Below are 23,767 nucleotides of genomic sequence, written 5' to 3'. Positions count from 1 at the left end.
ATTAGAGCAGTCCGGCTTGTGTCATCAGCTCTACGGCCTTCTTGCTGTCGAGTTTCGAGGCATCGACTTTGGGCGCATCGAGTTGCTGCAGGGGCATGAGTTTAGGGTTCGATTCTGCGTTCTTGCCCACGGCGTATTCGAACGATTTGCCGTTCTTGAGTACCGCCTGGCCATCCTTGCCGGTGATGTACTTGAGGAACGCCTGGGCTTGTTCCTTGTGCTTGCTTGAGTCCAGCACGCCGCCACCGGAGATGCTGACAAAAGCGCCAGGGTCCTTGTTCTTGAAGTAGTGCAAGGCTGTGTTTTTGCTGTTTTCGCCGGTCTTGGCCTGATCGATGAAGGCGTAATAGTGATAAATCACGCCGCTGTCGATCTGCCCGGCATTCACCGCTTTGAGCACCGAGCTGTTGCCTCGGTATGCAGTGAAGTTGTTTTTCATTGCCTTGAGCCATTGGAGGGTCGCCGCTTCACCTTTTTGCTCGAGTATGGCCGCGACGATCGCCTGGAAGTCCGCACCGCCCGGCGACGCCGCCCAGCGACCTTTCCAGTTTGGCTCGGCCAGGTCCATGATCGATTTCGGCAAATCGGCTTCTGCCAGTTTGCTCGGGTTGTAGACGAATACGGTAGCGCGGGCAGCAATACCTACCCATTTGCCGTGGGCCGGGCGGTAGGCGTTATCGACCTGTTCCAGGGTAGCGGCGTCGACCGGGGCGAACAAACCCGCGTTGTCGACCAGCACCATGGCCGGGGAGTTTTCGGTCAGGAACACATCGGCCGGGGACTCGGCGCCTTCCTGCACGAGCTGGTTGCCCATTTCGGTGTCGTCGCCATTGCGCAAGGTGACCGGGATACCGGTTTCCTCGGTGAAACCCTCTACCCAGGATTTCGTCAGGCTTTCGTGTTGTGCGTTATAGACCACGATGCCAACGGAGTCGGCCGCGTACGCCTGGCCCGCGCTCAGCAGGGCTGTGACCAGCAAGGCTTTTTTCAGCAACGAAGGGATCTGGGGACTCATTGTGCAGCTCCGGTATTGTTAGGATCGCGCACGCAGATTCGACGGAATCGACGGGAAAGGTCGTCGATCAGTGTAGAACAATAGGAATCATTTGCATGTTTGAGGTGCGCGAATGTAGAGGGCCAAATGAGAAAAAAACGTCAAATTATTGGTTAATTACCGTGAGCAATTGACGTGTCTGGGACGTTCGCTCAATGACGGGGCAAGCCGCCATTGAACGACGAGGGAAAGACCGTCCCGCAGGTCAGGCCGCCGGGCAACCCCCCTGTGTTTTGGCGGAGGCCTGGCTGATCAGCGCGGCCAGGCGTTTGACGTTGGTCTGCTGCGCCGTCACCAGTTCATCGATGGACGGTCCGGAAGGCGTCTGCAATGTACTGCGGCAAGTCATTAAGCCACTGTCACCTTGATTGACACCACGCAGGCGCCACTTCACGTCGATCAGGCCGTATTGCCCGGGAATCGAATCAAACCGCAGCACTTCCACCAGTACTGACACCTTGCGCTGAGGATTGTTGTTGACCATCTGGTCCGCCAGGGCGCTGCGCAGTTCGTCCACCAGGCTGGCACCCCACCACTGGGTTTCAAGAATGGCCATGCCCGTGTTGCCTTCGCGCACAACGATCTGTGGACGATCGACCTGTGGCGGTACGGTGAGTACCTCGATTTCAATCTCCGAGGTGGTTCTTGCGCTCGTGCCGAGTTGCACCGGGGTCAGGGTATGGAACTCGATAGGATCGCTGCGGCAAGCGGCGAGCAAAGCCAGCGCAGCGACCAGTGTGATCTTTAGCGGAAAAGCCATGGGGGTAGCTCCTTTGGTCATTTGCTCGGTGGCCCTTTCAGGTCCATGGGCGCGGCATGATCGGGACGGCCGCGAATCAGCGATTCCGGATGCCGGCCCAGATAATCCGCCAGGTCACGCAAGGAGCGCGATGTACGTCCCAGTTCATCCAGGGTCTGACTCAGTTTTTCCCTTTGCGGTGAATCCTCGGCCAGGGTCGAGCCGGCCGATTTCAGCGTTGTATCGGCGGTTTGCAGGGTCTTGCTGACGTCCTGCAGGGTGGTGTTCACACCAGGCAGGGTCTTGGCGTTGAACTGCACCAGGCCTTTGCGCAATTCCACCAGGTTGCTGTCGAGGTTGCCGGCAATGCGCTCGATCGGCAGCTGATTGAGTTTGGTGACCATGGCCTCGAGTTTTTCCTGCAACTGTTCAAGATTACCGGGCACCGTCGGAATGGTGACCGGGCGCGCGGCCGGATCGAAGGCGACTTTGTCGGCTTTCGGGAAGAAGTCCAGGGCAATGTACAACTGGCCGGTCAACAGGTTGCCGGTGCGAGCCTGGGCGCGTAGACCGTTTTCGATGAAGGTGCCGAATACGCGTACACCCGCCGCTTCGTCATTGGGGTCATGATTGAGGGCCTTGAGCATTTCGGTGTGGGCTTTGCCCAGGCGCTGCGGGTAAATCACGATGCCGACATTGAGCGGGAAACTGCGCTTTTTCGCATCGAAATCCAGATTGATCGACACCACCTTGCCGATTTCCACGCCGAGGAACTCCACCGGTGCATCAATCTTGAGCCCGCGCAACGCCTGTTCGAAACGCAAGGCCAGGTACTGGGGCTTGCCGTTGGGCGGGGCGAGGGCGGTTTGCTGGTCTTCGAAGAGTTCGTAGGTGTATTCCTCGGCCGCAGCCTTGTCGCCAGGGCTGTATTCAGGCGCGCGGAACGCAATGCCGCCCACCAGCACAGAGGACAGGGATTCGGTCTTGACTGCAAAACCGTTGGCGCCGACGCTTACGTCAATGCCGCTGGCGTTCCAGAATCGGGTGTTTTCGGTGACGTACTGATCGTTGGGCGCATGGATGAACAGGTCGATGTTCACACCTTTACCGTCCGGGTCCAGGGCGTAGGCCACCACTTGGCCGACTGGAATCTTGCGGTAGTAAACCGGGGAGCCGATATCCAGCGACCCGAGGTCCTGAGTGTGCAAGATAAAACGCTTTCCGGGCTCGCCGTAGGTGATGGCTGGCGGATTCTCCAGGCCCTTGAAGTTTTTTGCCCGGCCATTGGCCTGGCCGATGTCGGCGCCAATATAGTCACCAGACAGCAGCGTATCGATGCCCGACACGCCGCCAGCGCCAATGCGTGGCCTTACCACCCAGAACTGCGAGTCCGAGCGAGTGAAGGTTTCTGCCTGTTTGGCCAGTTTGATGGTGGCATTGACGCTTTTCTGGTCACTGCTCAGTTCCACATCCGAGACATGGCCGATCACCACATTGCGGTACTTGACCTCGGTCTTGTTGGCGGTCAAACCGCTACCGGTCTTGAACGTGACGGTGATGGTCGGTCCTTCCTGCAACATGCTGTGAACCACCAGCGAAATCCCCACCAGGACCGCGACGATCGGTACGATCCAGACGAGCGATACGCTGAAACGACTGGTCTTGATCGGTGCCTGTCCAGGGGGTTGTAACCCGTCAGTGGCTTTCGACTGCATCCTTGACCTCCTCGTTTAGTGGCTCTTTGCGCTTTGCATCCCAGATCAATCTTGGGTCGAAACTCATTGCCGCCAGCATTGTGAACACCACTACCAGACCAAAAAACAGAATGCCCAGACGCGGTTCGATGTCGGCCAGGGCTTGAAATTTCACCAGTGAAGCCACCAATGCGACGACGATGACGTCGAGCATCGACCAGTAACCGATGACCTCGACGAAACGGTACAGCGCCGATCGCTCCTTGCGCGCCCAGCGGCTTTCACGCTGCACGTTCACCAGCAGCAGGGTGAGGGCGACAAACTTGATGCCCGGTACTGCGATGCTCGCAATGAAAATGATCAGGGCGATGTCCCAGGCGCCTGCGGCCCAGAACTCCAGCACGCCGCTCATGATCGTACTGTCGGCACCGTTGCCGACCATCTCGGTGTTCATCACCGGCAACAGGTTGGCCGGAATGTAGAACACCAGCGCCGTGATCATGTAGGCCCAGGTACGGATCAATGAATTGGGTTTGCGCCGATGCAGCGGTGCGCCGCAGCGCTCGCATTCGTGAGGGTCCAGGGTCATGTCGCAGGCCAGCCCGCAACTGTGGCACAGGCACAGGTTAAGTTCGCCGGCGACTGGAGGCCTGCTCATACGATGTCCCACAGTTCACGGATGTCGCGCCCGGCGATGCGGATCATCATCAGGCTGAGCACCGCCAGGGCAAACAGACCAATGCCGGGCAGTACGTCCAGCAGGCCAGCGAGTTTGATCACCGCGACCATCGCCCCCAACAGACAAACCTCGAGCATGCTCCAGGGCCTGAGGGATTCCAGCCAGCGCATGCAGAATTTGAACCCGGGCGCTCGCCGGAAGGTAAGGGCAAAACCCAGGACCCAGATCAACAGCAAAAGCTGGAAGATCGGCGCAATGATCATCGCGATCGCTGCCACCAAAGCGATGAAGGTGATCGGCCCCAGAGTCAGGGCGAGCACCGAGTCCCACAGGGTGGCGCTGTTTTTCATGCCTTTGAGGCTGATGCTCATGACCGGATAGAAATTGGCGAAAATCCACAGCATCAACGCCGCGAAGGTCAACGCCAGGCGTTGTTCCACCGTCAGGCCGTTATAGCGCTGTAGCACGCCGCCGCAGCGTGTACACAGGGTTTTCTGATGTTTGGCGAGCGTCACTTTTTCATACACGCAATCGCAGTGCTCGCAGATGATCAGTTGATCAGTATTTGCCATGGGCCAGGCTCGACAGGAGGCAGGAAATTCAGAGCACCCCCTCAATATAGAAGTGACTCGCGATTGAGCAAATCGAAAGTCGAAACAAGGGGATGGAATCAACACGCGGTGCTGGCGATGTCGTGAGCCGGGATTTGACAGTAGCAGTTGCGCGAGGCGCCGGTTGCCCGGATGGAGCGACTGCCGGCGGTGCTAAAATGGTCACCTGACCCCTGGCCTTGCAGGAGCGAGCATGCTCGCGATGGGCTCAAGAACGCCGTGGTTGACCAGTAGACACGTGTTATCGTTATCGACCATCGCGAGCATGCTCGCTCCTACAGAAATACCACGGGTCAAGCGGCCATGTTGCCCGCTGCCCGATCCTTTTTAACACTGGCTCTCATGGCCTCCATCTGACTGCCGAGGTCATCAAGCCTGGCTTTGCCCAACAGTTTCTTCGCCTGAGGAAACATTTCGGTTTCCTCCTCTTCGATATGGTGTTCCAGCAACTCTTTGACCACCTTGACGCGACCCGCGAACTCCGGCGTGGACGGATCGGTCAGCTTCAGGTCCGGCAACACCAGCGAGTCCACGGTGCGGTGTTCTTCCTTGGCTTCAAAGTACATGATGTCCTGTTCCTTGCTGCCAGCCTCCTTGAACGCCGGATACAGAATCTCCTCTTCCAGCCGGGTATGAATTGAAATTTCCATTTCAAGTTTTTCCAGGAGCTCGGTGCGCTTCTTGATCGCACGATCCGTCGACTCGCTCAACTGGGCGAGGATGCTCTTTACCTTTACATGGTCGGCTTTGAGAAGTTCGATGGCATTCATGGTGGTGTGGCCTCTGCTCTTGACGGAGTGACGACCCGGGCGGGTCGACGTTGTGCATTCCTCAATGCAGTCGCATTTCCCATGCCAGCGCCGAAATCGGAGCCAGTGCTGAAAATTCAATGACTTGCGTCCGTCGGGCAAAAACAGTGGCGTGCAGTCTGCAAGAAACGCCTGGCAGAGCATTGCAGATAGCCGATATTCAGTTCCGCCGTTCGGCCACCAAGAGCAACGATTGCGGCACAGGACTCTGCGGATGCTGTGGCTCCTGCAGCCCGACCAACTGAAAACCGCCCATGTCCAGGGCATTGAGCCAACTGGATAATGTCCGCAAGTACCACGGCATGGGTTGCCACTGCCCCTTTAACCCGGCAAAGGTTTCCTCGCGCCAGCCGTCCTGATAGTCGCCCGCCGCCGCAGCCCAAGGGTGCAGCGTCTGGATCACCAGTGCACCACCCGGGGCGAGCAGGGCGTGCAGGGCGGCGAGCAGCGGGATGATGTCCTGGTGCAGCAGGGCGAAATTGGCGCAGATCAGGTCGTAATCCCTGCCGATATCCACGCTCGCTTCCACCAACGTTTGATAGCTGGCCAGATGCACCGGTGCTGATCCCGCCGCCCGTGCCGCCTCGACCAGGGTGGCATCGCCATCCACTCCAACCACCTCGACGCCGCGTTCACTCAGTGCACGCAGCAGCCATCCTTCGCCGCAGCCCAGATCGAGCACGCGCTGCGGTTGCCGGCCCAACACCGCCAGCAGGATTGCCTGGTCGGTGACCTTGTGCCGGCTTTCGATGCTGGCGCTGCGGATGGCTTCGATCCAGGCATGGGCGTTGTGGTGCCAGCTTTGGAGGAGGGTGGACTCAGGGTCGGGCATTTGCAAATCCGGCGGTTGAAGGATGCAAGCAAGGATAGAACATGCGGGTCTTGCGAACCTTTGCCCTGCTAATGTTCGCAGGACTCAACCGCTCACCTTTTTCCTGATTGACGTGTCCGAAGGGTAAAGCCTTGGCACAATGCGCCTTTTGTACACTCACTTCGATACTTTATCCAAAGTTCGGGGTGAGTACCTGGCGTGGTTTTATCTGAGATCAACCGGGTTTCATGCCGCGCAAACCCCATAACCAGGAGTCGCAATGCCTGACCGAACAGCAAGGGACGCGTTTACGCGAGGTGTCCGGGCGCTCATTCCTTTGATTCCCGGTGTCATTCCGTTCGGTTTGCTGACGGGGGTGATGGCGATCAATCTGGGCATGTCGCCAGCCACGACCATGGGCATGACGCTGCTGTTCTATTCAGGGTCCGCACAGATGGTCGCACTGCAACTGCTGAACATGGGGGCAGTGCCCATGGCCATTGTGGTCACGGCCCTGGTTATCAACTTGCGCTTCATCATGTACAGCGCGTCATTGGCCCCTCATCTGCACCATTTACCCCGACGCTGGACGTGGCCGGTGTCCTATATGCTGTCGGACCAGTCCTACGCATTGTGCAGTCTCAAGCTTTCCTCGGGCGAGTTGGGGCAATACGCACACTACTATTACGCCGGCACAGCCGTTGCCATGTGGCTGTCATGGCAATTATCGGTATTGGCGGGCGTTTACCTGGGTGCAAGTATCCCCGAAACCTGGTCATTGAGCTTTGCCATTCCGCTGTCTTTTCTGGCGCTTCTGGTTCCCGGCATACGCAGCGCTGCGAGTCTGGGCGCTGCTCTGGTCGGTGGTTTGCTCGCCGTGTTTGCCGTGGATATGCCCTATAACCTCGGGTTGGTAAGCGCTTCCATTGGTGGGGTCATGGCGGGTCTGTTGATTGAGACTGTTCGCCAAAAAAACATGAGCAATGCGCTGACAGATGACGTCGAGAGGGACACGCAATGAGTGATTTAGCCTTGTGGGGGCTTTTCCTGGCGGTTGGCCTTGGAACCTTTGCCATGCGCCTTTCCTTTGTCGAGCTGTATGGCCGGCTGCGAATCCCGACGCTGCTCAGTCGCGCCCTGCTTTACGTGCCGGCGAGTGTATTGGCCGCCCTGGTGCTACCGGCCGTGGTCTACCCCGGCGGGCATGGTGAATTCGTGCTGGATAACCCTCAGATCCCCGCCGCCCTTATTGCTGCCTGGGTCGCCTGGAAGACTCGCAATACTTTGCTGACACTTGCGATCGGGATGGGAACGCTGTGGTTATTGAAGTTTCTGGATTTGTGAGGCGCCAAGTGCCACGGATGTCTGCAGGCAAAAAGCACAACACCGGCGCCAGGCCGGTGTTGTGCTTTGCATCGTGTCACCCGGGGGTAGCAGGGCTGCCCCGACGAATGCCTTAGAAACGGTACTTCGCCGAAGCAGTAATGCTGCGCGGTGCGCCGTACGTCAGGGCACCGTAGGCATCGAAGATGTCGAAGTACTTCTCGTCGGTGATGTTGTCGGCATTGACCTGGGCCGAAAGGTTTTCGGTGATTTCGTAACGAGCCATCAGGTTGACCAGCGCATAGGCGTCCTGCTGGATCTTCTCGGAGTTGCCCGCCGGGTTGATGGCGTAGGTGTAGATCGAGTCTTGCCAGTTAACCCCGCCGCCAATGGTCAGCTTGTTGAAAGCGCCTGGCAGACGGTAGGTGGTAAACGTACGCAGCAGCTTGGTGGGGTACAGGGTGTTGACGTCGTCGCCTGCGGCATCTTCGGCGTTGAACTGGGTGTAACCCAGCGATGCATTCCAGTTTGGCGCGAGCTCTCCGGAAACTTCCAGCTCAAAACCCTTGCTGGTCGCGCCTTCACTTGCCTCGTAGGCGAAGCCGCCGACAGGGTTCGAAGGATCGATCAGTACGCCGGTGTTCTGGCCCAGATTGTCCTGTTTGATCTGGAAAATCGCAGCAGAGGCGTTCAGACGACCATCGAAGTACTCACCCTTCAAGCCGATTTCACTGCTCTCGCCAACGATCGGCTCCAATTGCTGGCCACTGGCGTCGCGTACCGACTGCGGCAGGAAGATTTCCGTGTAGCTGGCATAGGCCGAAAGATTTTCGGTGAGGTCGTAGACCACGCCGGCATAAGGAGTCAGCTCGTGATCGACATCGGTCTTGCTCACTTCCGAGAAAATGTCATCAGCGGTCTTCTCGTACCAGCTCTCACGCGCGCCGAGAATCACTTTCAATTCGTCGGTCACGTTCAGGCGGGTTGCTGCATAAAGCCCCTTCTGACGGGTCTCGCTGTAGCCATAGTCGGTTCTTGCACCCCAGATCGGTTCAGGGAAATTGCCGTTGTAGCCATCGAAGTCGGCCACGCCGCCAAAACCTGATTGCGCGTCGCGTGAATCGGCGTCGAACTCCTGCTTGCTGTCCACATAACCGAAAGCCACTTCGTGCTCACGACCCAACAGCGAGAACGGACCATTGAAGCGGATGCCGTAATCGTCCTGGGTGGTCTCGGTCTTGTAGGTCGCCGGGAACGAAGACATCGGCGCGCTACCGTTGCGGCCCGGGTTGCCGGACAGGTACAGCAGGGAAGAGTCGCCGTGTCGCTCGCCACGATTGTAGCTCAGGTTCATTTGCCAGTTGTTGGCAAAGGTGTGATCAAGATTGACGAAGTACGTGTCGTAGGAGGTATCCCACTTGCTCCAGTCTGCGGAGGTTGTCTTCGAACGACTCCAGTTGGTGCGGCTGCCATCTGCGTACCAGACTGGCAGGCCACCCCACATCGGCGATTCGGCGTTGCTTTCCTGGTGGCTCAGACCGAACCACAGGGTGGTGTCGGGAGTCAGGTCGATATCCATTGTGCCGTAGAGGGTCTGGCGCTTGTTCGAGTTCATGTCGATCCAGGTATCACCCTGGTTGGTCTCTGCGACAAATCGCCCGCGCACAGTGCCTTCCTGGTTCAGCGCCGTAGACACATCGGTCTCTACGCCAAAGGTGTCCCAGGTGCCAGCGCTCAGTTCTACCGAGCCCTTGAGGTCAGTGCTGTTGGCGCGCTTGCGCACCATGTTGATAGACGCCGAAGGATCGCCAGCACCGGTCATCAGACCGTTGGCGCCACGCACCACTTCAACGCGGTCGTACATGGCCAGGCTGCTGAAAATTTCTCCCGAGCTCCATGGTTGTTCATAGATGGTGGGAACGCCATCGATCATCAGCGAGTTGAGTTCGAAGCCACGGGCGTTGAACTGCGCACGGCTGGTTTCGTAGCGGTTGACCGACACACCGGTGGCGTTGTTGACCACGTCGAGAATCGTGTGCAGGTCCTGGTCCTGAATGCGCTGTTGGGTGATGACGCTGACTGATTGCGGCGTCTCTCGCAGTGACATGTTCAACGGCGTGGCGGTGCGCGCCGAATCGGTGGTGTATGAGTTGGTGTCTTCGGTGACGCCAAGGCGTTCACCCGTGGTGACTTCCGTAACAGCGATCGGGGCCAGGGTCACCGAGCTTCCCGTCTCGGTCTTCTCGTTCGGCTGCGCTGCGTGCGCTCCGGGCGCAGCGAAGGCGATGCCAGCTGCCAGCATATGCACTGCGAGAGCCAAGGGACGCACTGTCATTGGTGCGCGCGGCATGTCGGAGCTTTTTGAACACAGGAGAGTAGGGACGGGCATACGAACTCACATTTGGGATTTGGTGTTATTTGAGAATCGATATCATACGCAAATGTTATAAGTTGTTAAACACTTGTTTGCAAAATGTGTTTTGTTGTGAAAATCGGCGATTTCCGCCTTAAAACGCGATGTGTGCGAGCAGTGATTTCGTAATTGAGAATCACTATCGGGCGTGATAGTGTCGGCAACCTTCTCTGGCGCGACCTTTAACCGATAATGGCCCTACATGAACGTCTCTCCCTGACCCAACTGGTCGAGCTCCATTACGAGGACATCAAGGGGTATATCCAGCGCAAGGCCGGCTCAGCGGTGACGGCGTCGGATATCGTCCAGGAAACCTGGCTGCGCGCGGCCAGGCATTCGACCAAACAGCCCGAAAGACCCCTCGCTTATCTCTATCGTACGGCCGCCAATCTGTTGCTCGACAAGCAGCGCCATGACCAGACCTATATCCGTCACTTCGGTGATTGCGTCCTGGAGGAAGAGTTAGAGTGCCCGTTGGCACCACCGGACAAGGCTGCCGGCATCCGTCAGGAATTGGAAATACTGGCTGATGCGCTGGGGGATCTACCGGAGAAATACCGCGCGGTATTCCTGCTATCGCGTTGCGAAGGATTCACCCTGCGCGAGATCGCCACGCAGCTTGATATAAACGAAAGCACCGTCGAAAAGCAGATTGCCAAAGGTATGCAACACTGCCGTGCACGGCTGCTTGGCACCCGTAGCGGCATCAGGTAACGATATCGAACACGCACATCGTTCCCATGGGTGGGACCGATCAAAATCAAAAGATCTCAGCCTCGTTTCACTCGACGGCTCCTGCAAGCCATTGACTTGCGCCCGTCGCCCGGCTAATTTTCGGGCATGACTTTCACCGTATTGCGCTGCCAGCCAAGCATTATTACCGCCATTCCTCACTTGGCGGGCTAGCTCACGACTGCAGCACCCAACCCGCCCTCGAGGCGGGTTTTCATTTTCTGTCTCGGGGCACTGATCAATGTCAGGAGACGATCATGTTCACGCCCGCCCAACAAAACCTGCTTGAGTATTACGTTAAGAAGATTCTTGCCGCGCCGGTCTACGAGCTGGCCGTGTGTACACCGCTGCAAGCGGCACCGGCGTTGTCCCAGGCCTTGGGCAATCAGATCCTGCTCAAGCGCGAAGACCTGCAACCAACGTTCTCCTTCAAGATTCGTGGCGCCTATAACAAACTGGTGAACTTCAATGCCGAGCAGAAAAAACTCGGCGTGATCACCGCTTCCGCCGGCAATCATGCCCAGGGTGTGGCGCTGGCAGCACGGGAGTTGGGCATCGATGCCACAATCGTCATGCCGGGCAACACGCCGGAGTTGAAGGTGCTGGGCGTACGCAGCCGCGGCGCCCAGGCCCTGTTGCACGGTGACAGCTTTCCGTTCGCCCTGGCCTATGCGCTGAAACTGGCAGAGCAAACCGGCAGGAACTTTGTTTCACCCTTCGACGATCAGGAAGTCATAGCCGGGCAGGGCACTGTCGCCATGGAAATCCTGCGTCAGCATCAAGGGGCGCTGGATGCGATTTTTGTCCCGGTGGGCGGTGGCGGTTTGATCGCAGGCATTGCGGCCTACGTCAAATACCTGCGGCCAGAGGTGCGAATCATTGGTGTCGAGTCGCAACACTCCGCTTGCCTGTACGCAGCTTTACAGGCCGATGAACGCGTGGTGCTGCCTGACGTAGGCACCTTCGCCGATGGCGTGGCGGTGGCGCAGATCGGCGCCCATGGTTTCGAAGTGTGTCGCTTCTGCGTAGACGAGGTGATAACCGTCAGTAACGATGAGCTTTGCACTGCGACAAAGAACATCTACGACGATACCCGCTCCATCACCGAGCCTTCTGGCGCCCTGGCCGTGGCCGGAATCAGGAAGTACGTAGCGCGTTCTGGTGTCCGGGGGCAAACCCTGGTCGCCATCGACTCCGGTGCCAATATCAATTTCGACACTTTGCGCTACGTGGCCGAACGCGCCGCATTGAGTGATGCGTCGGCCTGATGAAGGCTTCTGCTGAACGGCAGTTATCCAGATGTAACTGCCGGCACTCGACATATTATCGAACTGTTCGCTTCTGGCCGATCGATGCCTGTGACATGTGCGGCAGTAAGATACGGTCAATGCCGGCAACTACAAAGCGTATTCAGCTACTTCCTTTTCTATCTCGACAAAATAATTTCTTATTATCCCAAAAGCCTGTTCTGTTGAAGGCACCAGGGTACGCAGCGCCAATCGTACGATTCCCAGCGTCATGTCCAGATCAAGTTTTGGGTACACGTCAAGGGCTACAACGGCTTTGCTCTTCAGTGGTTGCAGCATTGCGTTGTAGGTTGAGGGCGAGATCATGTTGGAGGAGGAGAGGAGTTTATGGATAGTTTCCAGATTGTTTATATTGACGGAGAAGTTTTTTTCAAGAGGTAGTTGCCAGCCGTACAGCTGAGAAATCTTGTAGGCTAAGGTACCGCTAATGTAACCAGATCCAATGATGGGGTAATGTTCCAGTTCGCTGATTGTAATTTTCTTTTTTCCGGCAAGCGGATGATCATGCCTTACAAACCAGCCGTAAGTGCATTTATATAATGGCTCGGCCAACAGATCCGCCGAACTCGCCGCCGCGCTGACGTCGCCAACGAAGAAATCAAGTTTTTCCCTGCGCAGTGAATCCAGCAAAACATCGGTGCTTTCGACCTGAGCCTGAACCCTCAGATTAGGGCCATTGGAAATCAATTCGTTGATCAAGGGCGCGAGCAGGTCTACCGCCAGGGAGGATCCGAGCCCCAACGCCAGTGGCCCATAGGCACCGTTCTTCATGAGACTCAATGCCCGCGCACCCTCGCGCTCGTCAAAGACGATGCGGCGCGCTCGATCCAGGTACTCGAGTGCGTAAGGAGTCGGGCGCAAGCGCCGGTTACTTCTATCAAAAAGCGATACACGGAGCTCGTCTTCCAGAGCTTTGAGGCTGCGCGACAGCGCCGGGAGGCTCAAGTGGACAGCCTCGGCAGCAGCGCTGAGCGACCCGGTATCCATAACCGCCACAAAATGGTGAAGCTGCCGGGTGTTCATGTGTGAGATCTCCAGTTGCAATATCTGCAAGATAATAAGCGGATAATTGCAATTTACCTAAATAAAGCTGGCTCCTACACTCGGGCCATACACACAAATACAAGTACAAATTCATGACCAACGCATTGCCCCTCTCGCCAGTCAAGCCACTGGTAGCTATCGCCGCCGACCGCGTGGAGCGTTACGGTCATCAAGCACATGCCCTATTGCACGGCTACGTGGATGCGGTGGTATCGGTATCCGGAGGGATGGCCCTGGCGCTGCCTGCTGACGAAGCGGCGATCGATATCGCCAGTTTGATCGCCCATGTAGATGGCGTCGTGCTGACGGGAAGCCCGTCGAATGTTTCCCCGCATCAATATGGACAGACATCGATTGCGCCGGGGGCAATGCTTGACCTGGACCGCGATGCGACGGTTTTACCCCTGATCAAAATGCTCGTTGCAGCGGGTGTCCCGGTGCTGGGGATTTGCCGCGGGTTTCAGGAAATGAACGTGGCCTGGGGGGGAACCTTGAATGCCGCGGTTCACGAGAGACCCGGGGCCATCGACCATCGGGAGGGTGATCAGACCCGACCCATCAAGGATTGGTATGAGGACTGTCATTCGATCGAGATCATCTCTGGCGGAATTTTGTCAGTGCTAAGTGCCGAAAAATACGTGCTGGTGAATTCGCTGCACCACCAGGGTGTAGAGAGATTAGGCGAAGGATTGAAGGTTGAAGCGATTGCCCCGGACGGGTTGATTGAAGCTTTCTCGGTAGAAGGCGCACCCGGTTTTGCTTTGGCTGTGCAGTGGCATCCGGAGATGCGAGTAGAGGACAGCGACCTGGCTCGAGGGATATTCGAGGCCTTTGGGGCTGCATGCCGACAGCGAGCAATTATTCGCGCGCAATCGTGCAAGGCAAGTCAGTGAAAAACGAGATTCCAATGAACACCAAAACAATAACTCAACTATTCAGTCGGACCTACGCGCAATCGCGGGAAAAATTCCTGAGCGCTGCGCATTCTAGAGGCCTGGCGGTCGAAAGTTATGAACTGCAACTCAAAGGTGCAGAGGGTGAGGCGCTCGCCACCGATGTGGTGGTCGATGGTCCGCTGGACGCCTCCAGAATGCTTATGGTCATCAGTGGCGTTCATGGTGTCGAAGGGTTTACCGGCTCGGCCGTGCAAACCGGTTTGCTGAGGCTGGAACTGCCAAAACCTGACGATACGGCTGTGCTGTATGTACACGCTATCAATCCGTTTGGATTCTCGCACCTGCGCCGCGTAACGCAGGAAAACGTCGACCTGAATCGAAATTTTATCGACTTTGGTTCCAACCTGCCGCAGAACCCGGGTTACGAACAGATTCATGACGCCCTGCTTCCGCACAAGTGGCCGCCCGAGAGCGATGAAGTATTAGAGACCTATCGCCTGGAACATGGTGACAAGGCCCTGCAAAAGGCCATGTCCATAGGACAATACACATCTGAAAATGGCATGTGGTTTGGTGGCAAGGCGCCCACCTGGAGCAACGATACCTTTAGAGAAATCCTGCGCAAGTACACCGGGCAAACAAAGGTAATTGCTTCAATTGATATTCATACCGGGCTCGGGCCCTATGGTTACGGTGAAAAAATATTCGCCGGTCATGATCATGGCATTTTCAGCATGGCACAGGATTGGTGGGGCGAACTGACCAATGTACACACAGGCACTTCCACCAGTGTACCGATGAGTGGCCCGATACAGACCGCAATCGTTCAAGAGTGTATGAACGCCAAACACATCGGCATTTGTCTTGAGTACGGAACCTACCCTCTGGAACGAGTGATTACTGCACTTCGGGCCGATCATTGGGCTCACCGTCATGAAATGCGCATGACAGCACAGGGATCAGCGATAGCAAGTCATCTCAAGGACACCTTCTACCCGGACGAGTCCGAGTGGCAGCTAAAGGTTTGGCAGCAGGCGGAACAGGCAGTCGTACAGGCCCTTAATGGACTCGCAGTCTAGAATTTTGACTGCGCCAGTCAGAGTGCCAGTTGATTGTAAACTTTAACTATCCTGATGATTATAATATGAATAATCCAACAATATCCCAAACGGTCAACGCGAGCTGTTCAGGCACTGACACCGCCGTGGGTCATGCAAGCATCAATAAAAAAGCGATTGCGGCGGCTGTCGCTGGCAATGCTCTTGAGTTTTATGATTTTGTCATTTATGCCTATTTTGCTGTTTACATCGGCAAAGCGTTTTTTCCGGTAGCTGGCGAGTACGGCAGCTTGATGGCCGCTGTTGCAACTTTTGGCGTTGGTTTCTTTGCACGCCCATTGGGCGGCATTCTGATTGGCGCATACGCCGATCGGGCAGGGCGTAAACCTGCCATGATTCTCACTGTGGCACTGATTACGATTGGTACGATTGGTCTGGCGATGACCCCCAGTTATCAGTCGATCGGGGTTGCCGCACCGATCATTGTCGTTATTTGTCGCTTGATACAGGGTTTGGCGCTTGGCGGTGAAGTGGGGCCTGCGACGTCGCTTCTGATTGAGGCAGCTCCGCCTCATCGCCGTGGGTTTTATTCCAGCTGGCAGATAGCAAGTCAGGGGATCGCTGTTGCAGTGGGTGGGGTTCTGGGCGTTACCCTGTCCCTGTGGTTGAGTGCAGAACAGCTGCAATCCTGGGGATGGCGCGTCCCATTCCTCCTTAGCCTTGTACTGATTCCTATCGTTATCTACATGCGTAGAGAGTTACCGGAAACCCATGAGGCTGCGCAAGAGCGCACCAGCACTGAAATCGTTGGCGTCGTGCTGCGCGATCATAAAAAAGTACTGGTGCTGGGTATTCTGTTGTTCGCGTCTATTGGCGTTGCGTCGCAGATCGGCAACTACATGGTCAGTTACGCTGTGCAAGTCCTCAAGCTTTCGGCGCCGATCGCCCAAGGAAGTGTTCTGGTTGGCGGTGTGGTTACATTTGTTTTTGCACTGTTGGGCGGTTTGCTCAGCGACCGCCTTGGAAGAAGGATTACCAACTTCATTCCCCGGGTTATTTTGACGCTTGCCATTGTTCCTCTCTTCATGTGGCTGGTGAATGCACCTGATTTGGTCACGCTCTTTACGGTAAATACCGTCATTGCCGCTCTGACTGCAATGTTCGCTACCGCCGGGCTTGTGCAAATTCCGGAATTGTTGCCGATCGCAGTGCGCAGTACGGGTTTGTCTCTGGTTTATGCACTGGGCACAGCCATATTTGGCGGCACCACTCAGTTTATCGTGACCTGGCTGATTGCCGTGACCAACAGCCCAATGGCGCCGGCATGGTATTTGGCTGCAATAAGTGTTGTGAGTTTGCTTGCCATGCTGTTCCTGCCTGAGTCAAAAAATATAGATGTTCGAAAGTAATTCGACATGAGTAGTTGAACAGCAAATACGATGCAGTTCCATGTTTGTCTGTTTTTTGTCTGCATACAGGCATGGGTTTGCTGTGGGTTACAGATTGCTCAACTCATTGATCTGGCATGTTCGTTTTGTCTTCTGGAAAATCTGGCGCCAGTTGCAGGGTGTCAGCGTAATTGGTTTTATTGAAAAGATTGTACTTACTGATTCCTGATCTAATAATAAAAACGTTAGGTGGTAAAAATGATTTATATACAGCGTACCGTTTTACCTTTGCTCTTCCTCGTAGCGGCACCAGCGGCCCTGGCTGAAAATGCCAACCAGGATTTTATCGCCACCCAGCTTAAATCCAGCAGTGCCCAGGACGAAGCCACCGGCCTTATTGCCGGGCAGTCGTTGTCGGGCTCAACCAAAAATTTCCTGTCCAAGGAACAAACCGACCGTGAAACTACCTTTTTCATCAAGAAAAATGGTAGTCCACCGCAGACGACGGATCGTCGTGATACCTGGGTGCAGGGCACGATCCTGGACTATCGCTCCGGGTTTACTCAAGGTGCGTTTGGTCTTGGCGTTGAAATGGCTGTCTACAACGCCATTGCTCTGGAACAGGGAAAGGGGCGCATTGCAGGTGGTGGCAATCGGACGCTGACCGACAGTGACGGCAATGCGGTGGATCAGTGGAGTAAACTGGGACTGGCAAACGTCAAGGCGCGAGTATCGAACTCGACGTTGACTGTTGGCCGCCAGGATATGCTGACGCCGATGATTGCCAACAACACCAACAGAGCACTGCCTTCGAGTTTCGAAGGTGTGAATCTGAACAGTGCTGAATTCAATAATTTGAGTTTCGATCTGGGTGCGTTTGACAAGGTGTCTCCGCGCTCGGAGCAAAGCACCACGAAAATCGTATCCGAATACGGTAATCGCGGTGTATCGAGCGACGAGGCCTACATTGCGGGGGCTACTTACACGCCAACCAAAAGTCTTAAAACCAGCGTTTATTCGACCCAGGTTGAAGATTTCTGGAATCAATACTATTTCGGCTTTGCTCACAGTGCTGGAGATCGCGCCACACTGGCTTTGAATACATCGTTTAACTACTACAAGACCACAGATCAGGGCTCGGCGAAAATGGGCCCCATCGACAATGATGCTTACAGTTTGTCGTTGAAGATGAGTCACGGTGCCCATGGTTTGCTGTTTGCGTGGCAGCAGATCAATGGTAACGAATACTTTGACTATATCCATGAAAGCAAGGGTACGGCGCTGGCCAACTCATTCTTGTCCAATTATAACGGGCCTAATGAAAAGTCTGTGCAGCTTGCCTATCTCCTGGACACTGCCCCGTACGGTCTACCGGGCTTCACACTTTATTTGTATAACGTGCGTGGCTGGGGCATTGATGGTACTCACTATCAGGGCAGCAGCTACAATGCGAGAAAACTGGACGGTGAAAAGCATCAGGAGTCAGGCCTTTTGACTTCATACACTGTTCAGAGTGGCGCACTGAAAAGCAGTACTTTTCAGGCAGGTTATGTAGCGCATCGCGCCACGCCTAATGAGATCGATGGCAGTGTCAAGGAATTCCGCATGGTTACAATGATTCCGTTCAATGTGTTTTGAATCATTATGCCAAGGCGCAGGTTTACCCTCTGTCGTCAGTATTGCAGACGGCGCAAGTGAATCACATATAGCAACGTCCTGAGCGAAACCACCCCCTTCCAGCTGCGTGTTGGAAAGGGGGGTACTCGGTTATCCCTCCAGATCCTCGGCCCGATGCCGTTCCGGCACCTGGCTCGCCTCATCGCCCCAGGTCCGGTTGACTCGCTGCCCGCGAATCACCGCAGGCCGCTTGGCGATTTCTTCTGCCCAGCGCTGCACGTGGGTGTATTGGTGTGCTGAAAGAAACTCGGCTGCCGAGTACACGTTGTCTCGCACCAGTTGGCCGTACCAGGGCCAGACTGCGATGTCGGCGATGGTATAGCTGTCACCGGCCAGGTACGGACTCTCGGCCAGGCGTCGATCGAGGACGTCCAGCTGACGCTTGGTTTCCATGGTGAAGCGGTTGATCGGGTACTCGAGCTTCTCTGGCGCATAGGCATAAAAATGCCCGAAGCCGCCACCCAGATAAGGCGCCGCGCCCATTTGCCAGAACAGCCAGTTCAGGGTTTCGGTGCGTCCTGCCAGATCGGTGGGAAGAAACGCCGCGAATTTTTCCGCCAGATACAGCAGGATCGAGCCGGACTCGAATACGCGGGTGGCCGGTTCCGTACTGCGGTCCAGCAATGCCGGGATCTTCGAGTTCGGATTGATCTCGACAAAGCCGCTGGAGAACTGTTCTCCCTCGCTGATGCGGATCAGCCAGGCGTCGTATTCCGCTCCCCTATGACCAAGCGCCAACAGCTCCTCCAGCAGGATGGTCACCTTCACGCCGTTGGGAGTGGCCAGGGAATAAAGCTGCAACGGATGCGAGCCCAGCGGTAATGATTTGTCGTGGGTCGGTCCAGCCGTTGGCCGGTTGATGCTGGCGAACTGGCCGCCAGACGGAGCGATATGTTTCCAGACCCTGGGAGGACTGTAGGACGCTTTGCTCATGAGACGAACCCTGTCGTTTGCCGGTAGTGATCCCATAGACCATACAGGTCAACGATAGTGCTCGGCCAATGGATTACCAGTGCCGCTCTACGAGTCCTGGCTGACCCCGGCGCGCTTCAACGCAGGCTCCACGACACCCCGACATACATGGCCAGCCCCTCACCCGGTGTCGACCGTGCCGCATCCAGCCCTTTATCGTCGTAGCCTGGAGTGACAGTGGCAGCGTAGTGCTTGTCCGTCAGGTTGCGCATGTCCAGCCAGGTCTGCCAGTCACCCTTGGGTGCGTTATAGCCCAAGGTCGCGCCGAATATCGCGTAGGGGTCGGCGTAGTAGCTGTTGGCGTAATCGACGGCCACCTTGGATACCCACTGTGTATTGATCCCGGCGAAGAAGCCCTGGGGCCAGTCGTAACGCAGTTCGCCCTGGTAGTAATGCATCGGCAGGCCGGGCAGGCGGTTGTCGCCAAAGCGCTCGTCGTCACGGTAGTGGAAGTCGCTGAAGGTGTAGCTCTGACGCAGGCTCAGTTGGCCGCCATCACCCGCCGACCACAGGCTGCTCAGCAGGCTGGCTTCCACACCTTGGTGCACGGTGGGGCTGGCGTTGAGCTCATAGGGCGTCGTGGCGTTGGCGTCTGGCAATACCGAGAGCAATTCGTGCCGTACTTGGGCGTAGTACCAAGCCAGGCTCCATTGTCCCAGCGTGCTGTCGCCCCGGCCGCCAAGCTCCAGAGTGGTAGCCGTCTGGTTTTGCAGTTCGACCGGTTGGCGCTGGGCGCCCGTGGCGGGTCCGCTGCCTGCGGGGAAGCGCAGGTGGGAGCTGTAGATCAGCGACCAGGGGTGCGGCGCCTCCACCGAACGACTGAGATTGCCGAACAATTGCAGGTCTGGTGTCAGTTGGTAGCGCAGGCCTACGCGCGGGGCGTAGTCCCAGTCGTGCAGGCTGGTCTTGCCGCCACTCTGCGGATAGGTCACGTCACTTTCACGGCGGGTGTAGATAGCCGCCAGGCCAGTGGTCAGCCACAGGTCGTCCGCGATCTCCAGGTCATTGCCTACATGCAGGACCGTGTCCGAGCCCTGGTAGGTGAAGTTGCGCATGAGCGTGCCCGGCGCATAGCCTGCGGTATTGCCGGTGGGGATGCGCACGAACTCGCTGGCGCCGGAATTGGGCAGGTGTTTCGTCACTCGCAGGCCCGCAGAGCTCTGGCTTTGCAAACCCCAGAGCGTGTCGCGCCGTTTGTAGTCGAAGGTGCCGCTGACGTCTGTGTACGCCACCTTCAGACGGTTGGGACCTTCGCGTAAATCCATTGGGTAGTCATGGTAGACAAGGCCGGTCTGGATACTGGAATCGTCATCGATGTAGTAGGTGGTCTTGTTGCCGATAAAAGTGCTGCCGGGCTGGTCGCGGCTGTCGTCCCGCGCCACGTAGGCGGGGTTGGCCGCCTTTGGGTCGTGTTCGATTGAGCGCTTGGTCACCCGTCCGGCGAGGTCATTGTCGGTCTGGCGGTGGCGCAGGTAGAAGCGGGTCTCAAGGTTCGGGTTGAAACGATAACCGAAGTTGGCGATCACCCCCTGGCTCTCACTGGCGGTGTGGTCCTGGTAGCCATCGGAATTTGCATCGGTCATGGCCAGGTAATAATCGAAGTCGCCCAGCACCTGCCCGGAGCTGACCTGGCGCTGCTGATAGCCGTGGCTGCCCATCGCGTAGCGCACTTGCAACTTTGCCGAGTCGTAGCCCGTGTGGCTGATGTAGTCGATGGCTCCACCCAAACCCAGGGCGCCCCTGTCAAAACCGTTGGCGCCGCGCAGCACTTCCACGCGCTCGAGCCACAGCGGCTCCAGCAACTCATAGGGCGTACCGCCCGGGCCAGTCAGCGGCAGACCGTCGAGCATGCTGTACAGGCCCGAGGCATGGGCACCCGGAGCCCGGTTGATACCCGAACCGCGGATCGAGATTTTCACGCCCTCATTACCCGCCGACTGGGCGTAAACGCCGGGCTGGTAAGCCAGCACATCCTGGTTGCTGGCCACGCGACCCTGCAAGGGACGGCGCATGTCGACCACATTGGTGCCACCAGGCACCTGCGCAAGCCGGGCTCTGGCGTCCTCGATCTGCTGGTCTTCGTCGCTCAAATCCTCTGCACCAATCAGCACTTGCCCCAGCTCCAGGCCTTCAGCGCCAGCCATGGCCGGATAGACAAGGGCCAGGCCCAGCAGAGCAGCGGGCAGGGATTTAGGCGAGGGCATCAAGGACTCCAAACGTACGGGAACGGGCAGTGAAAAGTGCGACGCAGGAAAATACCAAGGAAACACATGGCGATTTGTCTTTTTTTGTGTGCAAGTGCCGGCCGACGTTGCGATTGACCAAAACCTGCGTGGCTGGCAAAACTTCTGGCGGTAGACCTGGCAAGCAGGCTGGGCTATTTTGCCGCCGCTGCCGAACAAGGCGGCCACCGTTGCGTACTGGTTATGAATGGATAAAAGGACTGTTCATGGAAGCGGTAATGAGAAGTCGGCTTTTTGCGGTACTGATTGGCCTGGGATTCATTGCTGTGGAGCAGTGGGTCAAGGTACAGGCACTGGTTTCCCTGCAATCTGACAGTTTCAGGATTGGCGGCAGCTTCGCCTGGCTCGATATCGCCTTGAGCTTGAACCCGGGCGCCTTTCTGAGCCTGGGTGCGGGGTTGGCACCCGGGGTTAAACAGATGATCTTTATTGTCGGCGTGGCCGTCGTTGTTGTCTGGGCTACCGGGTGGGCGTTGGCACGTTGGGCGACGGTTCCTGTCAGGGCGGCAGCCGTCTATTTGATTGCGCTGGGTGGTGCATCCAATCTGATCGATCGGGTGTTTCGTGAGGGGCACGTGGTCGACTACCTGATCCTCAACCTCGGACCCTTGCACACCGGTGTGTTCAATATTGCTGACATCGCCATTATGGCAGGGGCCGGTGTGTTGCTATTGGATGAGCTGAGAGCAGCCAGGCGCAAGTAACAAAAGCGCTCCTGCTCAGATGCCCGCGATCACTTTGCCGTCTGACCACGCTCCAGTCCATGAGAGGTAGCGGGTGGGGGATATCCAGCCGATATCATCGCTTGCGTCTAAAGTGCATAGTAATCACTCACCACGATGAAGGAACGACCCATGTTCAAATCTCGTGCATTGATCGCAGCGGTTACAAGCCTTGCGCTAGTCTGCGGTTCAGCGACTGCATTAGCTGATCAAGGTAATGGAAAGGGCCAGGGAAACGGCAAGGCGCATCCGCACAACAGCCAGGCTCATGGCAATCAGGGCGGTCAGGGCAACAGCGGCAAGAACTCCGGGGACAGTGATTGGAGTCATGGTCCCAGCATCAATCACGGCAGCATCCTGGGGATTGTCGGCACCCATCGGGACTACTGGAGCCCCGGCCCGGCATTGCCACCGGGCATTCAAAAAAACCTCGCGCGAGGCAAACCTCTTCCACCAGGTATCGCGAAAAAACTGGACGGTCGCCTGATCGGCACCTTGCCTCGTTATGAGGGCTACGAATGGCAGCAGGCGGGCACCGACCTGATACTGGTAGCGCTGGCCACCGGGCTCATTTACGAAGTTCTCAATGGTGCCTTTGATTAATATTTGAATTGCGAATGCGAACAGCTCAACTATTAAACACCATCCTTGTTCGCCTCTTTTGCAACTTGTTTATCGGGGCAGGGTGCATTGCATTCCATCTGTCGCCAGACCTGAACTAGCCGGGACTTGGTGAGTCTTATGGCATGAGATATCAACCCATGGAAGCTATCATGCTTTTATATAACAAGAGTTTCGTTGCAGTATTGTCGTGCACCCTGATGCTTGCAGCCGCTCCACTACTACCTGCTGATCTGTCCATCATGAGCTCTGCCTCTGCCAAGGATGGAGGTGGTGGTGGTGGTGGTGGTGGTGGTGGTGGTGGTGGTGGTGGTGGTGGTGGTGGTGGTGGTGGTGGCGGTGGCGGTGGCGGTGGCGGTCACGGCGGTGGCGGTGGCGTTGGCGGTGGCCACGGCAGCGGCGCAGGCGGCGGCCATAGCGGTTCAGGCCACTCCGGCAAGGCTGACAGTAACGGTCGAGGCAACGGACTGAGTAGTGATCATGCGGGCAAGGCCGTTCGCGATCATGGTGAAAGCGGGAATCACTACGGCAGTGAACGCAACAGTGACCGCGGCCATGGCACAACGACTTCGGGCATCGCACACTCCAAAGATACTCGCGGCGTGAGCAAAGCCAGTGCTATTGCTGCCTCGACGCCAGGAGATCACAACTCCAAGGGGTTGAGCAAAGCCGGAACGCCAGTCTCTAAAAGTCGTACCAGCTATCCATAACAGCTGATGGCAAAGTACAAAAAACTGAACTCAGGCCTGACCCAGGCCTGAGTTCAGTTCGATCTTCTTCAGGTGCTTCGTAATCGAACCTCCCGAAGATCTGGTGCCTGTCTTGCCCAGCAGGTCAGGCACTACCGGAGAAAATCGGGCAAAGGTAGGGCGCCATTACGGTGCACAGCTCGTTTCATCTCCCGTCTTCTGATACTTGCGCACAAGTTGCAGCCGTCAGTTAGAGCACTCCGTTTGTAATCGCTTTCAGTCACT

22 protein-coding genes are annotated in these 23,767 nt (G+C 56.8%); 11 read left to right on the top strand and 11 right to left on the bottom strand.

Going from position 1 to position 23,767, the window contains the following annotated elements; all coding sequences use genetic code 11:
* Position 1: 1 nt before the first annotated feature.
* From ASE98_RS15580 to ASE98_RS15550, 7 genes are all read right to left on the bottom strand, one after another.
* Entirely contained in the window at positions 2–1,015 is a 1,014-nt protein-coding gene (locus tag ASE98_RS15580) for an iron ABC transporter substrate-binding protein (RefSeq protein WP_060542228.1), read from the bottom strand.
* A 244-nt stretch (positions 1,016–1,259) separates the two neighbouring features.
* Complete coding sequence (locus ASE98_RS15575) at positions 1,260–1,814, bottom strand: PqiC family protein (protein WP_060542227.1); 555 nt, start codon at positions 1,812–1,814, stop codon at positions 1,260–1,262.
* A gap of 17 nt (positions 1,815–1,831) precedes the next feature.
* On the bottom strand, positions 1,832–3,508 hold the full coding sequence (locus ASE98_RS15570; RefSeq protein WP_060542226.1) for a PqiB family protein: 1,677 nt from the start codon (positions 3,506–3,508) through the stop codon (positions 1,832–1,834).
* On the bottom strand, positions 3,489–4,145 hold the full coding sequence (locus ASE98_RS15565) for a paraquat-inducible protein A (RefSeq protein WP_060542225.1): 657 nt from the start codon (positions 4,143–4,145) through the stop codon (positions 3,489–3,491). The genes ASE98_RS15570 and ASE98_RS15565 overlap by 20 nt, the downstream gene beginning before the upstream one ends.
* Entirely contained in the window at positions 4,142–4,738 is a 597-nt protein-coding gene (locus ASE98_RS15560; RefSeq protein ID WP_060542224.1) for a paraquat-inducible protein A, read from the bottom strand. The genes ASE98_RS15565 and ASE98_RS15560 overlap by 4 nt, the downstream gene beginning before the upstream one ends.
* Positions 4,739–5,070: 332 nt before the next feature.
* Positions 5,071–5,547: a hemerythrin domain-containing protein gene (locus ASE98_RS15555; RefSeq protein ID WP_060542223.1), complete on the bottom strand. Its 477-nt coding sequence runs from the start codon at positions 5,545–5,547 to the stop codon at positions 5,071–5,073.
* 199 nt (positions 5,548–5,746) lie between these two features.
* Complete coding sequence (locus ASE98_RS15550) at positions 5,747–6,418, bottom strand: class I SAM-dependent methyltransferase (protein WP_060542222.1); 672 nt, start codon at positions 6,416–6,418, stop codon at positions 5,747–5,749.
* Between the two features lie 259 nt (positions 6,419–6,677).
* On the opposite strand from ASE98_RS15550, the gene ASE98_RS15545 reads away from it, so the two are divergent.
* Both ASE98_RS15545 and ASE98_RS15540 read left to right on the top strand, forming a co-directional pair.
* Entirely contained in the window at positions 6,678–7,418 is a 741-nt protein-coding gene (locus tag ASE98_RS15545) for an AzlC family ABC transporter permease (RefSeq protein WP_060542221.1), read from the top strand.
* Positions 7,415–7,741 carry an AzlD domain-containing protein gene (locus tag ASE98_RS15540; protein WP_060542220.1) on the top strand — a complete coding sequence of 109 codons (327 nt, stop codon included), beginning with the start codon at positions 7,415–7,417 and terminating at the stop codon, positions 7,739–7,741. The genes ASE98_RS15545 and ASE98_RS15540 overlap by 4 nt, the downstream gene beginning before the upstream one ends.
* 112 nt (positions 7,742–7,853) lie before the next feature.
* Here the strand turns inward: ASE98_RS15540 and ASE98_RS15535 are convergent, their stop codons facing one another.
* On the bottom strand, positions 7,854–9,941 hold the full coding sequence (locus ASE98_RS15535; protein ID WP_236707806.1) for a TonB-dependent siderophore receptor: 2,088 nt from the start codon (positions 9,939–9,941) through the stop codon (positions 7,854–7,856).
* A gap of 384 nt (positions 9,942–10,325) precedes the next feature.
* On the opposite strand from ASE98_RS15535, the gene ASE98_RS15530 reads away from it, so the two are divergent.
* Entirely contained in the window at positions 10,326–10,847 is a 522-nt protein-coding gene (locus ASE98_RS15530) for an RNA polymerase sigma factor (RefSeq protein WP_060542218.1), read from the top strand.
* A 272-nt stretch (positions 10,848–11,119) separates the two neighbouring features.
* Positions 11,120–12,133, top strand: a complete 1,014-nt coding sequence (ilvA, locus tag ASE98_RS15525) for a threonine ammonia-lyase, biosynthetic (RefSeq protein WP_156465515.1) — start codon at positions 11,120–11,122, stop codon at positions 12,131–12,133.
* 129 nt (positions 12,134–12,262) lie between these two features.
* Here ilvA and ASE98_RS15520 read toward each other — a convergent pair whose 3' ends face one another.
* Complete coding sequence (locus ASE98_RS15520) at positions 12,263–13,195, bottom strand: LysR family transcriptional regulator (protein WP_060542217.1); 933 nt, start codon at positions 13,193–13,195, stop codon at positions 12,263–12,265.
* A gap of 113 nt (positions 13,196–13,308) precedes the next feature.
* On the opposite strand from ASE98_RS15520, the gene ASE98_RS15515 reads away from it, so the two are divergent.
* From ASE98_RS15515 to ASE98_RS15500, 4 genes are all read left to right on the top strand, one after another.
* Positions 13,309–14,109: a gamma-glutamyl-gamma-aminobutyrate hydrolase family protein gene (locus ASE98_RS15515; protein ID WP_060542216.1), complete on the top strand. Its 801-nt coding sequence runs from the start codon at positions 13,309–13,311 to the stop codon at positions 14,107–14,109.
* 14 nt (positions 14,110–14,123) lie between these two features.
* The gene (locus tag ASE98_RS15510) at positions 14,124–15,191 is read left to right on the top strand and encodes a M14 family metallopeptidase (RefSeq protein WP_060542215.1); all 1,068 of its coding nucleotides are present in this window, start codon (positions 14,124–14,126) and stop codon (positions 15,189–15,191) included.
* Between the two features lie 65 nt (positions 15,192–15,256).
* Positions 15,257–16,579: an MFS transporter gene (locus ASE98_RS15505; RefSeq protein WP_082457560.1), complete on the top strand. Its 1,323-nt coding sequence runs from the start codon at positions 15,257–15,259 to the stop codon at positions 16,577–16,579.
* A gap of 237 nt (positions 16,580–16,816) precedes the next feature.
* Positions 16,817–18,196, top strand: a complete 1,380-nt coding sequence (locus ASE98_RS15500; protein ID WP_060542213.1) for an OprD family outer membrane porin — start codon at positions 16,817–16,819, stop codon at positions 18,194–18,196.
* A gap of 129 nt (positions 18,197–18,325) precedes the next feature.
* Here ASE98_RS15500 and yghU read toward each other — a convergent pair whose 3' ends face one another.
* Complete coding sequence (gene yghU / locus ASE98_RS15495; protein ID WP_060542212.1) at positions 18,326–19,168, bottom strand: glutathione-dependent disulfide-bond oxidoreductase; 843 nt, start codon at positions 19,166–19,168, stop codon at positions 18,326–18,328.
* Positions 19,169–19,284: 116 nt separating this feature from the next.
* Entirely contained in the window at positions 19,285–21,411 is a 2,127-nt protein-coding gene (locus ASE98_RS15490) for a TonB-dependent receptor family protein (RefSeq protein ID WP_060542211.1), read from the bottom strand.
* A 245-nt stretch (positions 21,412–21,656) separates the two neighbouring features.
* Between ASE98_RS15490 and ASE98_RS15485 the strand changes: the two genes are divergently transcribed.
* The 3 genes from ASE98_RS15485 (at position 21,657) to ASE98_RS26955 (ending at position 23,503) form a co-directional block, all read left to right on the top strand.
* Positions 21,657–22,154 (top strand): signal peptidase II, encoded by a 498-nt coding sequence (locus ASE98_RS15485; protein WP_060542210.1) that lies wholly within the window; start codon positions 21,657–21,659, stop codon positions 22,152–22,154.
* A 150-nt stretch (positions 22,155–22,304) separates the two neighbouring features.
* The gene (locus ASE98_RS15480) at positions 22,305–22,775 is read left to right on the top strand and encodes an anti-virulence regulator CigR family protein (RefSeq protein ID WP_060542209.1); all 471 of its coding nucleotides are present in this window, start codon (positions 22,305–22,307) and stop codon (positions 22,773–22,775) included.
* Between the two features lie 170 nt (positions 22,776–22,945).
* Entirely contained in the window at positions 22,946–23,503 is a 558-nt protein-coding gene (locus ASE98_RS26955; protein ID WP_177336976.1) for a hypothetical protein, read from the top strand.
* Positions 23,504–23,767 lie beyond the last annotated feature (264 nt).

Source organism: Pseudomonas sp. Leaf48 (assembly GCF_001421885.1).
GTDB lineage: Bacteria > Pseudomonadota > Gammaproteobacteria > Pseudomonadales > Pseudomonadaceae > Aquipseudomonas.
This window is presented reverse-complemented; position numbering and strand designations above follow the sequence as displayed.